Annotated in this window: 7 protein-coding genes and 3 tRNA genes; 7 read left to right on the top strand and 3 right to left on the bottom strand. The window is 59.4% G+C overall.

Features of this window, described 5'->3' with window-relative positions; all coding sequences use genetic code 11:
- From AC1P02_RS01050 to AC1P02_RS01040, 3 genes are all read left to right on the top strand, one after another.
- Window positions 1-76, top strand: a tRNA-Val gene (locus AC1P02_RS01050).
- Window positions 77-99: 23 nt separating this feature from the next.
- Window positions 100-175, top strand: a tRNA-Lys gene (locus AC1P02_RS01045).
- A gap of 17 nt (window positions 176-192) precedes the next feature.
- Window positions 193-268: transfer RNA gene (locus tag AC1P02_RS01040), tRNA-Val, on the top strand.
- A gap of 48 nt (window positions 269-316) precedes the next feature.
- On the opposite strand, the gene AC1P02_RS01035 is transcribed toward AC1P02_RS01040, so the two are convergent.
- Window positions 317-2,422 (bottom strand): methyl-accepting chemotaxis protein, encoded by a 2,106-nt coding sequence (locus AC1P02_RS01035; protein WP_485183658.1) that lies wholly within the window; start codon window positions 2,420-2,422, stop codon window positions 317-319.
- Window positions 2,423-2,563: 141 nt separating this feature from the next.
- Between AC1P02_RS01035 and nadA the strand changes: the two genes are divergently transcribed.
- Window positions 2,564-3,625 (top strand): quinolinate synthase NadA, encoded by a 1,062-nt coding sequence (gene nadA / locus AC1P02_RS01030; RefSeq protein WP_485183657.1) that lies wholly within the window; start codon window positions 2,564-2,566, stop codon window positions 3,623-3,625.
- A gap of 87 nt (window positions 3,626-3,712) precedes the next feature.
- Here the strand turns inward: nadA and AC1P02_RS01025 are convergent, their stop codons facing one another.
- Both AC1P02_RS01025 and gap read right to left on the bottom strand, forming a co-directional pair.
- Window positions 3,713-4,579 (bottom strand): D-hexose-6-phosphate mutarotase, encoded by an 867-nt coding sequence (locus AC1P02_RS01025; protein WP_485183656.1) that lies wholly within the window; start codon window positions 4,577-4,579, stop codon window positions 3,713-3,715.
- 116 nt (window positions 4,580-4,695) lie between these two features.
- The gene (gene gap, locus AC1P02_RS01020) at window positions 4,696-5,691 is read right to left on the bottom strand and encodes a type I glyceraldehyde-3-phosphate dehydrogenase (protein ID WP_005313250.1); all 996 of its coding nucleotides are present in this window, start codon (window positions 5,689-5,691) and stop codon (window positions 4,696-4,698) included.
- A gap of 345 nt (window positions 5,692-6,036) precedes the next feature.
- On the opposite strand from gap, the gene malQ reads away from it, so the two are divergent.
- The 3 genes from malQ (at window position 6,037) to glgX (ending at window position 12,627) form a co-directional block, all read left to right on the top strand.
- Window positions 6,037-8,226: a 4-alpha-glucanotransferase gene (gene malQ / locus AC1P02_RS01015; RefSeq protein WP_485183655.1), complete on the top strand. Its 2,190-nt coding sequence runs from the start codon at window positions 6,037-6,039 to the stop codon at window positions 8,224-8,226.
- Window positions 8,227-8,308: 82 nt separating this feature from the next.
- A complete protein-coding gene (gene glgB / locus AC1P02_RS01010) occupies window positions 8,309-10,486 on the top strand; it encodes a 1,4-alpha-glucan branching protein GlgB (protein WP_485183654.1) in 2,178 nt (725 codons plus the stop codon).
- Complete coding sequence (gene glgX / locus AC1P02_RS01005) at window positions 10,486-12,627, top strand: glycogen debranching protein GlgX (RefSeq protein ID WP_485183653.1); 2,142 nt, start codon at window positions 10,486-10,488, stop codon at window positions 12,625-12,627. The genes glgB and glgX overlap by 1 nt, the downstream gene beginning before the upstream one ends.
- Window positions 12,628-12,633: the final 6 nt, after the last annotated feature.

Raw genomic sequence — 12,633 nt, 5'->3', positions numbered from 1 at the left:
GGTCGTTTAGCTCAGCTGGGAGAGCACCTCCCTTACAAGGAGGGGGTCACTGGTTCGATCCCAGTAACGACCACCAGTTTGTAAAAAAATGATTTAGATGGGTCGTTAGCTCAGTCGGTAGAGCAGTTGACTTTTAATCAATTGGTCGCTGGTTCGAATCCAGCACGACCCACCATCATTTCCAGAATCCCAGGTCGTTTAGCTCAGCTGGGAGAGCACCTCCCTTACAAGGAGGGGGTCACTGGTTCGATCCCAGTAACGACCACCAGATCAAAAAGCCCGCAACGATGCGGGCTTTTTTTATGGTCGTTTGTCATCAGGTTCTCAAGCGGTCCAGCTGGGTTGCCAGTGCAGTTGAGGCCTGCTCCAGCTCTTCGCTCAAGCGATGGCTGGCACTGGCCTCCTGGCCAATGGTGGTGGCAGCATCACCAATGCGCATCAGGTTCTGGTTGATGTCATCGCTGACCGCACTCTGCTGCTCGGCGGCGGTGGCCACCTGGCTGATGTGATCGTGGATCTGCTGGATCTGGGCGACCACCCGGTTGAGGGCCTCGAACGCCTGTTCCGTGCCCTCGACCGTGCTGGCCGAGCGGGTGATGCCGGTACTCATCAGTTGCTGGCTGCTGCTCACCTCGGTTTGCAGGCTGCCGATGAGCTGGCCTATCTCGTCGGTGGACTCCCGGGTCTTGTTGGCAAGGGCCCGTACTTCGTCTGCTACCACCGCAAAACCTCGTCCCATGTCTCCCGCCCTTGCTGCCTCTATGGCGGCGTTCAGTGCCAGCAGGTTGGTCTGCTCGGCAATGGCCCGGATCACATCCAGAATACGGCTGATATTGGTGCTGCGCTGGGCCACCAGCGCCACCGCCTTGTCAGCCTGATGCATGTCTTCAACCAGGGTATGGATCTCGTTGCGGGCATTGCTCAGGGTCTGCTGGGCGGTATTGATGTGATGGGTGGCTGCTTCTGACTCCTGGGCGGCCTGTTCCGCGTAACCCGCCACGCTGACCGCAGTGGTGCTCATCTGGTGCATGGCGCTGACCACGCTCTCAAGCTCTATGCTCTGCTCATCCAGACTGGTACGCATGGTATCGGCCGTCTGCTTCATGCCCTGTGCCTGCTGGTGTACCTGCTGGCCTATCAGTTTGCTGCCCTGCACCATGCCGCGCAGCTTGCCAAGAAACGCATTAAGGTGTCCTGCCAGCTCGATCAGCTCCTGGTGGGTGTCGATCTGCATCTGCTGGGTCAAATCTCCCTCGTTGCTGGAGAGGTGGGAGACATGGCGACTGATGAGCGACAAGGGGGCCGTGATGGTCTGGATGAACCAGATGAGCAGGCCCAGTGCCAGCAGGGTGATGAGGGTCACTGTTATCAGCTGTTGGCGCTGGGCCGCCTGCATCAGATCCCCCAGCTGAGTGCTGATGGTGTTGGCCTGACTCAGCGCCAGCGCCTTGGGTACCTTGATCAGCAGCCACCATTGGGTATCGGCCGCCTCGATCCGCACCGGTTGTTGCAGGATGAAGTCGGTATCGGTATCCAGGGTTTGTCCTGTGGGGGGGCTCAGACCGACCTCCGTCAGCGGACGGCCCAGCTTGTCGGCATGGCGGTTGCTGCCGACGATGAGACCCATCTTGCTGACCAGGGTCACGTCGGCCTGATTGTCATACAGGCTTTTACCCAGGCTTTCTGCCAATTGCTGGAAAATGGGCAAGTTCATGTCGACACCGGTTATGCCAACGAACTTGCCCTCCTTGAGAATGGGCACCGTCAGGCTGGTCATCAGCATCTGGTTGCCCGGGCTTATCTCGTAGAGGTAGGGCTCCATCAGGCAGGGGCGACGAGTATCGCGGCCGCACAGGTACCATTCGCTGTTGCGAATACCGAATTCGTTGACCGAGGTGTCGTATTTGGCCTCGCTGGCGGCAGCGTCCACTTGCTGTTGCGAGACCTGGCCACCCTGGTCCCGGACGAAGTAGATCTCCAGACTGCCCTTGTCGGACACTGAGTGGGATGCGCCGGACTGCCAGCTGGCATCCTGGCCATCATAGCCATCGGCTTCAAACTGGGCATAAATGGAGCTGATCCCGCTCGCCTGCTGCAAGCGGCTGCCCAGCAGGGTTTCGACCTGGGGACGGGAGAGGGCGCGATCAGGCTGAGCCATGCTGCCCTCGAGCTGGGCGGCGATCCCCAGCGGCACCTGATAGGACTGTTGCAACAGGGCCCCTATTTGTACTGCGTAGCGCTCGGCCTGGAACTGCAGAGTGCGAGAGACCTCCTGCTCCAGCGCACTGCGGGTCTGGGCCATGATGTCGCTGCGCAGGGATTGCAAGGAGGAGGATTGCATCAGTGTCATGGCCAGTCCACTGGACAGAAAGAGGCCCATGGTGAGCAACAGCAGCTTGGTTTTGAGAGAGCGTTGTTTCATTCGACAACTCCTTTTGGCAAGAATGACAACGAATTACTTGAGTATATTCGGACACTTGCGTATCACCGGATTTGTTGATGGGTTTGTGGCCGGCTTCTGGTTATAATTTTTGCCTTTCCGAGCCTTGATGGAACAGTCGCAATGAGCAATATCCCTCCGGTGGTCGAGATGGACTACCCGTTCCCGGTCAAACCGGCCCCGCTGACCGCCGAGCAGAAAACGACCCTGATCGCAGACATCAAGGCACTGCTGAAAGAGCGTCAGGCCGTGCTGGTTGCCCACTACTACACGGATCCCGAGATCCAGGCGCTGGCCGAGGCCAGTGGCGGTTTCGTCGGTGACTCTCTCGAGATGGCACGCTTTGGTCGGGATCATGCCGCGCAGACCCTGATCGTCGCCGGGGTGCGCTTCATGGGGGAGACCTCCAAGATCCTGAGCCCTCACAAGCGGGTACTGATGCCGACCCTGGAGGCCGAGTGTTCCCTCGATCTGGGTTGTCCCATCGATAAATTCTCGGCCTTTTGCGATGCCCACCCCGACCACATAGTGGTGGTCTATGCCAATACCTCGGCGGCGGTGAAGGCACGGGCTGACTGGGTGGTGACGTCCAGCATTGCGCTTGAGATAGTCGAACACCTCGACAGCCAGGGCCACAAGATCATCTGGGGCCCGGACAGACACCTCGGTGCCTATATCGAGAAGAAAACGGGGGCCCAGATGCTGCGCTGGCAGGGCCACTGCATCGTGCATGACGAATTCAAGGCCAAGGCCCTGCGCGAGCTCAAAGAGCAGAACCCGGATGCGGCCGTGCTGGTGCACCCGGAATCTCCGGCTTCCGTCATCGAGATGGCCGATGCGGTGGGCTCCACCAGTCAGCTGATCAAGGCGGCCAAAGAGCTGCCCCAGCAGAAGCTGATAGTGGCGACCGATCGCGGCATCTTCTACAAGATGCAGCAGGCTTGTCCGGATAAGGAGATGGTCGAGGCGCCGACCGGTGGCGATGGTGCCACCTGCCGTAGCTGCGCCCACTGTCCCTGGATGGCGATGAACGGCCTGGTGGCGATCAAGGAGGCGTTGACCGATGGCGCCGAGCGTCACGAGATCCTGGTGGATGAAGCCCTGCGGGTGAAGGCGCTGATCCCGCTGGATCGCATGCTGGACTTCGCTGCCGAACTCAAGCTAAAGACTCAGGGTAATGCCTGAGTGCGCGAAGAGTTGAATAGAAAGGTTGAATAGAAGAGGGCACCCGTCGGGTGCCCTCTTTCGTTATGGGGTTCGCGAAGACGAAGATTAGATGATCACGGTAGAGAGGCTGTGCTCCTCATCTGGTGCGATAACGACGCCAGCCTCGGCCGTGATGGCCGCTTCGACGCAGAGCATGGTGCGGTAGCCATCGTCGCTCATGTCCGCCATGGCGGTGGCCCCTTCCAGCCAGGGGGTCCAGACCACGACGCTGTCGTTGTTGCCGCTCACCACTTTAGTGGTGCGATCGCCGTCCTTGACCATCACCATGGCCTCGGCTTGGTGGTAGACCCGATCAATGGCAGCTGTGAGCGTCAGAGCGCCCTGCTGCTGCCCATCCTGACCGGTCAGCTTGTCGGCATAAGGCTCACCCAGCCCGGTCACGCTGACAGCCTCTGGGGCGCTTATCTGCAAATAGGTGTGCAAGGCGGCATTATAGGCGACGGGGGCTTTACCCGTATTGCGGGTAGTCAGCACCAGCGAGAGTTCCTTGCCTATCAGCACGTCCAGTTCCAGCTCGAAAGGGTGCGGCCAGAGGGCACGGGTTGACTCATTGTCACGCAGAGAGAGATGTACCAGGGTGCCATCACCGTGATCGGAGACGCCGTCCAGGGTCCAGAGGGTAGTGCGGGCAAAGCCATGGGAAGGTTTGCCACTGCCAACGCGGGCTGGCGCCGGGCCAAACCAGGGCCAGCAGACGGGGATACCGCCGCGGATGGGCTTGCTGCCATCCAGCACGGCCTTGTCGCTGAGCCAGATCGAGGCGGGTTCGCCGTGACGCTGGTAGCGCAACACATGGGCGCCAAACAGGCTGATCTCGGCCTTGGCATCGCCATTGTCGATGGTGAGCAGGGGTTGGCCAGCTGCGTTGTGGCTGAGGGTGCAGTGGGCAGTCAGAGAGCGTATCGGTTGCATGAGGACTCCTGTGCTCGCGCACATTCATGAAGAGAGGGTCGGAAAATCCAGGGGCCGAAATACAAAAAGGCGGCCAATGGCCGCCTTTTTCAAGCTACTTGATTGCGCATCCCAAATTACTTGGAGATGTGAGCGATCAGGTCCAGAACTTTGCTGGAGTAGCCCATTTCGTTGTCGTACCAGGATACAACTTTAACGAATTTGTCGTTCAGTGCGATACCGGCTTTGGCATCGAACACGGAAGTCTGACGCTCACCCAGGAAGTCAGTGGAGACCACTTGATCTTCGGTGTAGCCCAGCACACCCTTCATGGAGCCTTCAGAGGCTGCTTTCATGGCTGCACAGATTTCGGCGTAGGTAGCGGCTTTCTTCAGGTTGACGGTCAGGTCAACAACGGACACGTCCGGAGTCGGTACGCGGAAGGCCATGCCGGTCAGCTTGCCGTTCAGTTCCGGGATAACAACGCCAACAGCTTTGGCAGCACCGGTAGAGGACGGGATGATGTTCTGAGCCGCACCGCGGCCACCGCGCCAGTCTTTGGCAGACGGACCATCAACGGTCTTCTGGGTAGCAGTGGTAGCGTGGACAGTGGTCATCAGGCCTGATTCGATACCGAAGGTATCGTTCAGAACCTTGGCGATCGGAGCCAGGCAGTTGGTGGTGCAGGAAGCGTTGGAAACGATGTCCTGGCCAGCGTAGGTAGCGTCGTTGACACCCATGACGAACATAGGAGTGGCGTCTTTGGACGGGCCAGTCAGAACGACTTTCTTGGCGCCGGCAGCGATGTGCTTGCGAGCAGTTGCGTCGTCCAGGAACAGACCGGTGGCTTCGGCAACAACGTCAACACCGATGGCATCCCATTTCAGGTTGGCCGGGTCACGCTCAGCGGTAACACGTACGGTTTTGCCGTTAACAACCAGGTTGCCGTCTTTAACTTCAACGGTACCGTTGAAACGACCGTGAGTTGAATCGTACTTCAGCATGTAAGCCATGTAGTCAACGTCGATCAGGTCGTTGATGCCAACCACTTCGATGTCAGCACGCTCAGCGGCCAGACGGAACACGAAACGACCGATGCGGCCAAAACCGTTAATACCTACTTTGATAGTCATATTTGGTTACCTAACTGTTCAGTAGTCAAAGAAAATTCCGTTTGTAAATTTACTAGAACTCCCCTGTGAGTCAACCAACAATCTGTCTGAAATTGCGCTATATCATGAAAAACTGTGAAATTTATTTTCTGTTTATGTAACTGACTACCAGTTTTTGTCGAAATAACTATCTATTGGTCAGCGTCACAGAGATCAACAATAGTGCCTGCTCTGTCACACAACCAGCCCGGCGGATGTGTAAAAATGTGCGCGGTTTAGCATGGCCACAGAGCCACTGTTCAAGTACCACCCATAAAAATTAATCAAAATAGTATAGATAGAATCCACAGCGGGAATTCTCAAACTATGACCACCCTGATTGAACAGCTGGCTGCCGCCAAAGGTATCGCCAGCGAGTATGTTGATGCCTGGGGCCACCCGGCCCAGGTATCCGAAGAGAGCAAGTCTGCCATGCTGGGCGCCATGGGTTACCGCGTCGATGACGAGGCCGCCCTGACCGAGCAGCTGGAAGAGGAGCACCGTCAGCATTGGCTACGCGCGCTGGATCCCGTCATGGTGGTCCGCAGCGGTGAGCCCATCACCCTTGAAGTCCGTCTGCCCATCGATTTCGTCAATGACGCCCTTACCTGGCAGCTTGCGCTGGAGCAGGGGACTGTGTTGTCCGGCCAAATCACCCCCATTGAGGGTGAGCTGGTTGGCGTGGCTGAATTCGAAGAGATGGAGTGCCAAGCCTACCAGGTCGCGCTGGATGTTCAGCCAGCGCTTGGCTATCACCAGCTGACCTTGCTGGAGGAGGGCAACGATGAGCCACTTGCCAGCATGCGTCTCATTGTCGCGCCCAAGGCGTGCTACAAGCAGGCCCCCATCGCCGAAGGCCGCAAGGTGTGGGGCCCTAGCGTGCAGCTCTACTGTCTGCGCAGCCGCTACAACTGGGGCATAGGCGATTTCAGCGATCTCGGCCAGTTGGTCGAGAAAGCGGCCGCCTGGGGCGCCCACTTCGTGGGTCTGAACCCCATTCATGCCCTCTATCCGGCCAACCCCGAGAGTGCCAGCCCTTACAGCCCCTCTTCCCGTCGCTGGCTCAATGTGGCCTATATCAACGTGGAAGCCGTGCCCGAGTTTCTGGCCAACGATCGCCTCAAGGCCGAAGTGGCCAATCCGGCCTTTCAGCAGCACCTCAATGAACTGCGTGCCAAGAGCAACGTGGATTACACCGGCGTTATCCAGACCAAGATCGGCATGCTGCGTCAGGTGTTCGATGAAGCCAGTTTCAGTACCGAGCGTCAGGCCGATTTCGATGCCTTCGTGGCGGCCGGTGGTGACAGTCTGCAACAGCAGGCGGCGTTTGATGCCCTGCAGGCCCACTTCTATGCCAAGGGCGAAAATGCCTGGGGCTGGCCGGTATGGCCGCAAGAGTTGCGGGATTACCACAACCCCGAGGTGGCAGCCTGGATGGCCGCGCACAGCCAGGATGTGAACTTCTATCTCTACTTGCAGTTCCTGGCCGATGAGCAGCTGGCTCAAGCCGATGCTCGCGCCAAGGGCGCTGGCATGGTGATGGGGATCTATCGTGATCTGGCGGTCGGCGTCTCCGAAGGCTCCACCGAGATCTGGGCCAACCGGGATCTCTACTGCCCGAAAGCCTCGGTCGGTGCACCGCCTGACATTTTGGGCCCGCTTGGTCAGAACTGGGGCCTGCCCCCCATGAACCCGAACCAGCTATTTGAAGCTGCCTATCAGCCCATGGTGGATCTGTTCCGCGCCAACATGCGCTCCTGCGGCGCGCTGCGCATCGACCATGTGATGGCCTTGCTGCGCCTGTGGTGGGTGCCGCCCGGAGAGTCTGCCGCCAAGGGGGCCTACATTTACTATCCGGTCAACGACCTGCTGGGGATCCTGGCGCTCGAATCCCACCGCAATCAGTGCCTGCTGATCGGTGAAGACCTGGGAACTGTGCCGGAAGGCATAGACGTCACGCTCAAAGAGAACGGGGTTCACTCCTACAAGGTGTTCTTCTTCGAGCGCTCCAAGGCCGATGGCGGTTTCATCTCTCCTGCGCACTACACCGAGCAGGCGATGTCTGCCCTGACCACCCACGACATGCCGACCTTGAAGGGCTTCTGGCATTGCGATGATTTGGCGCTGGGTCGCGAGTTGGGATTGTATCCGGATGAAGACGTTCTCAAGACACTGTATGCTGATCGCCACCAGGCCAAGCAGCGGATCCTCGACAGCCTGCATGCCCATGGGGTCATCTCTGACGACATCAGTCATGACGTGAACTGGGTCGGCATGAATACCGAGCTCAACCATGGTCTGCAATTGCATATGTCCCGCGGCAGCTGTGCCCTGTTCAGCACCCAGCTGGAAGACTGGCTGGAGATGGACAAGCCGGTCAACGTGCCGGGCACCAGTTACGAATACCCCAACTGGCGTCGCAAGCTGTCCACCGATCTGGAGGATATTTTTGCCAATGAAGCGCTCAAGGCGCTGGCAGGCAAGATGAGCCAGGCCCGTGATGAGGCCAGTCGTTGAGCCACTGCCGACAAAACGTGACTCACTTACATCCGCTTCGGCCCTGGCCGGAGCGGATGCTCAGCTATGAAAGGAAATCTCGATGCTCGTTGAACGTTTGGTTGCTGCCCGCTGTGCCGATCCCTTCTCTCATTTAGGCCTGCAGGCCAATCCGGATGGGCCTGGCCTCAAACTGACCGCCTGGTTGCCGGATGCCCTTGAGGTGCGCGTCAAGGATCTCAAGTCGGGCAAAGTCGTTGCCACCCTGGCACCCACCGATGAATCGGGCCTTTTTGAAACTGTTTTCACCCGCCGTAAAAATCCCTTTCCCTATCAGCTGCTCGCCAGCTACTCCGATGCCAGTACTGAATTTGTCGACCCCTATCAGTTTCAGGATGCGGGTTGGGCCGGTCTGGCAGAACTGACCTCACAGCCGGAAAACATCTACCACACCCTGGGTGCGCAACTGCGCAGCGTGGAGCATCTTGGCGTGCAGGTGGAGGGGGTGCGTTTTGCCGTCTATGCGCCGAGCGCCACCGCTGTGAGCCTGATCGGTGATTTCAACTTCTGGGACGGCCGTCGTCACCCCATGCAGCGAAGCCAGTGCGGTCACTGGGTGTTGTTCGTGCCGGGCCTCAAGGCCGGGGATCGCTACAAGTTTGAACTCAAGGATCCTGCCGGTCATCGTCTGCCTCACAAGAGCGACCCTGTCGGTTTCTACTGCGAACAGTATCCGTCGTTCGCCTCAGTGGTGTATGACCACGATCAATACCAGTGGCAAGATGCCGCCTGGATTGCCAGCCAGCACAATGACAAGCGGGATCAGCCCCTCTCCATCTATGAACTGCATGTCGGCTCCTGGAAGCGTCACCCCAACGGCGACAGCCTGAGCTGGCGCGAGCTGGCGGTTGATCTGGTGTCCTACATCAAGGAGATGGAGTACACCCATATCGAATTGCTGCCGGTCTCCGAGCATCCGTTCAGCGGTTCCTGGGGCTATCAGCCGGTGGGTATGTTCTCTCCTACCAGCCGTTACGGCAGTGCCGATGACTTCAAATATTTTGTGGATCAGTGCCACCAGGCCGGCATAGGCGTCATCCTGGACTGGGTGCCGGCTCACTTCCCGTCCGATGCCCACGGTCTGGCCCGTTTCGACGGTACGCCGCTCTATGAGTACGAAGATCCGCGCCGTGGCTGGCACCCGGACTGGAACTCCTACATTTACGACTTTGGCCGCAATACGGTGCGCCAGTTCCTGGTGGCGAGTGCCCTGTTCTGGCTCGACAAGTTCCACATCGACGGCCTGCGGGTGGATGCGGTCGCCTCCATGCTCTATCTGGATTACTCGCGCAATGCCGGCGAGTGGGTGCCGAACGTCGACGGTGGCAACCACAACTACGAGGCGATCAGCCTGCTGAAGTGGACCAACGAAGAGGTGTACGGCAAGTATCCCCACGCCATGACCATAGCCGAAGAGTCCACCGCCTTTGCCGGTGTGTCTCGTCCCACTTTCCTCGGTGGCCTCGGTTTTGGCTTCAAGTGGAATATGGGCTGGATGCACGACACCCTCACTTACATGCAGAAAGAGCCTATTCACCGCCGCTATCACCACAACGACATGACTTTCTCCATGGTTTACCACTATGACGAGAACTTCATCCTGTCGCTCTCCCACGATGAGGTGGTGCACGGCAAGCACTCCATGCTCTACAAGATGCCCGGCGACGAGTGGCAGCAATCGGCCAACTTGCGCGCCTACATGGGCTTCATGTATGCCCACCCGGGCAAGAAGCTCAACTTCATGGGCACCGAAATCGCCCAGAGCAACGAATGGAACCACGATGCCCAGCTGCCCTGGCACCTGCTGCAGTATCCCAAGCACGGCGGTCAGCAGCGCCTGATCCGCGATCTCAACCACCTCTACCGTCATGAAGCTGCCTTGTATCAGGCCGATTATGAGCAGACCGGTTTCCGCTGGCTGGATCACAACGACGCCGACAACAGTGTCTTTGCCTGGCTGCGGGCCGACAAGCAGGGGGCCCACCCGATCATGGTGGCCTGCAACTTCACGCCGGTACCGCGCATCGCCTATCGACTCGGGGTGCCTGCCGCCGGCAATTACCGCGTGGTGCTCAACACGGATAGCGAGCATTACTGGGGCAGCAACTATGATGTGGGTCTGGTCTTCGTCGCCGAGCCAACCCCCTGGCAGGGATTGGGGCACAGCATAGTGCTGGATCTGCCGCCGCTCGCGACCTTGTTCATCAAACAGGAGTCTTGATGTTTGCAATGGAAAAGGGGCAGGACCACCCGCTGGGGGTCCTGCTTGATGAGACGGGTTGTCACTTCTGCGTCTGGGCCCCCCAATCGGACATGGTAGAGCTCTGCCTGTTCGACAAGCAGGAGCAAGAGCTGGTCCGGCTGGCATTGCCCGGCCGGCGCGGCCAATATCGCTTCGGCTATGTGCGCGGCGTCAAGGCCGGTCAGCGTTACGGTTATCGGGTACATGGTGCGCCCCAGGAAGGGATGCTGTTTGATCCGCAAAAGCTGCTGATCGACCCCTATGCCAGGGCGCTCAGCCGGGCGACCCATTGGGATGACAAACTGTATGAGGGCGACAGCGCCGCCATGGTGGCCAAGTCAGTGGTGGTGGATGACACCTTCGACTGGCAGGGGATCGGCAAGCCGGGCATAGAGCCTGCGCGTACCGTCATCTACGAAACCCACGTCAAGGGGTTCACCCGCCAGCATCAGGGGGTGCCGAGGGAACTGCGCGGCACCTACCTCGGCATCTGCCATCCGGTGATCATCGAGCACTTGAAGTCCCTCGGCGTTACCTCTGTCCAGCTGATGCCGGTGGCGGCCTTCATGTCCGAGCCTAGGCTCGAGCAGCTGGGGCTCACCAACTACTGGGGCTACAACCCCATCGCCTTCTTTGCCCCCGAGCCGCGCTATAGCGCGGGGGAGGCGGTGACCGAGTTCAAGACCATGGTGCGGGAGCTGCACAGGGCTGGACTCGAGGTGATACTGGACGTGGTCTACAACCACACCGCCGAATCCGGTTTCGATGGCCCCACCTTGTCATTCAAGGGCTTTGACAATGCGGGCTACTATGCCTTCGAGGCGGGGGCTCACGGCCCCGACTACAGTCGTCATGCCAACGTCACCGGCTGCGGCAACAGCGTCAATCTGGATCACCCCAACAGCCTGCGGCTGGTGCTGGATGCCCTGCGTTACTGGGTCACGGAGATGCAGGTGGATGGTTTTCGCTTCGATCTTGCCGTCACCCTGGCGCGGGAGGCGGGGGAGTTCGATCCCATGGGGGCCTTCTTCAAGGCCATGATGGCGGATCCCGTGCTGGCGCGGGTCAAGCTCATCGCAGAGCCCTGGGACATAGGGCCGTTCGGCTATCGCCTCGGTCAGTTCCCGAGTCAGTGGCTGGAGATCAACGACCGTTACCGCGACACTGTGCGCGCCTTCTGGCGCGGCGATGCCGGCAAGATGGGGGATTTTGCCACCCGGCTGGTGGGCTCGCGGGATCTCTTCCCGAAGAACTGGCGTGCTCCCCATACCAGCGTCAACTACCTCTGCTATCACGACGGTTTCACCCTGGAGGATCTGGTTTCCTACAACCAGCGCCACAACCAGGCCAATGGCGAGGACAACCGGGATGGCCACGGCAACAACCTCTCCAGCAACCATGGGGTCGAGGGGCCGACGCTCGATCCCAGAGTGAACAACCTGCGTCAGCAGCAGAAGCGCAACCTGATTGCCACTCTGCTGCTCTCCCAGGGCACACCGCACTTTCTGGCCGGGGACGAGATGGGCCGCAGCCAGCTGGGCAACAACAATGCCTATTGCCAGGACAACCAGATCAGCTGGGTCAACTGGCAGTGGCGGCCGGAGGATGAGCGGCTGCTCGCCTTCACCCAGCAGATGATGGCCCTGCGGGCGGAGTCCTCCGTCTTTGCCAATCTGCAACTGAGCGATGACAGCTGGAACGGGGCACCCACCAGCTGCCATCAGGTCAACTGGTATCACCCGGACGGCCATCAGCTGACGGATCAGGATTGGCACGCCCCCATGGGACAGGCGTTTGCCATGGACATCGGCATGCAGCAGTGCGAAGGGGAGCGCTGGTATGTGCTGTTCAACGCCAGCGACTACGATATCCAGTTCCGTCTGCCGCCACCGGGGGAGGGGCTGGAGTGGATCCAGACCATAGACACGGCCACCAATGACGGCCTGCCCTTCCTGCCCGATGACATCAAGCGGCAGGTGGCGGTTGGCCGAGCCCACTCCCTCAAGTTGCTGGAGCGGGTTTCATTGCCTGCGGTTGCCTTGGCCAAAGAGGAGGTCGCCGTTACACCGGATGTTGCCACCGTGTTGCCAACGGGATCACAGTTCCCGCTGGCGGGGTAGAGCAAA

The sequence above is a fragment of the Aeromonas sp. TS_SC_11 genome (genome assembly GCF_057318915.1).
Note: the sequence above shows the minus strand (reverse complement) of the source record. Positions and strands in the feature narration are given on the sequence as shown.

Bases quoted from the DNA above. Each gene is read 5' to 3' on its own strand.
- gap (WP_005313250.1), bottom strand. From the start codon at position 5,691: ATGACTATCAAAGTAGGTATTAACGGTTTTGGCCGCATCGGTCGTTTC.
- nadA (WP_485183657.1), top strand. From the start codon at position 2,564: ATGAGCAATATCCCTCCGGTGGTCGAGATGGACTACCCGTTCCCGGTC.
- glgB (WP_485183654.1), top strand. From the start codon at position 8,309: ATGCTCGTTGAACGTTTGGTTGCTGCCCGCTGTGCCGATCCCTTCTCT.
- AC1P02_RS01025 (WP_485183656.1), bottom strand. From the start codon at position 4,579: ATGCAACCGATACGCTCTCTGACTGCCCACTGCACCCTCAGCCACAAC.
- malQ (WP_485183655.1), top strand. From the start codon at position 6,037: ATGACCACCCTGATTGAACAGCTGGCTGCCGCCAAAGGTATCGCCAGC.
- glgX (WP_485183653.1), top strand. From the start codon at position 10,486: ATGTTTGCAATGGAAAAGGGGCAGGACCACCCGCTGGGGGTCCTGCTT.
- AC1P02_RS01035 (WP_485183658.1), bottom strand. From the start codon at position 2,422: ATGAAACAACGCTCTCTCAAAACCAAGCTGCTGTTGCTCACCATGGGC.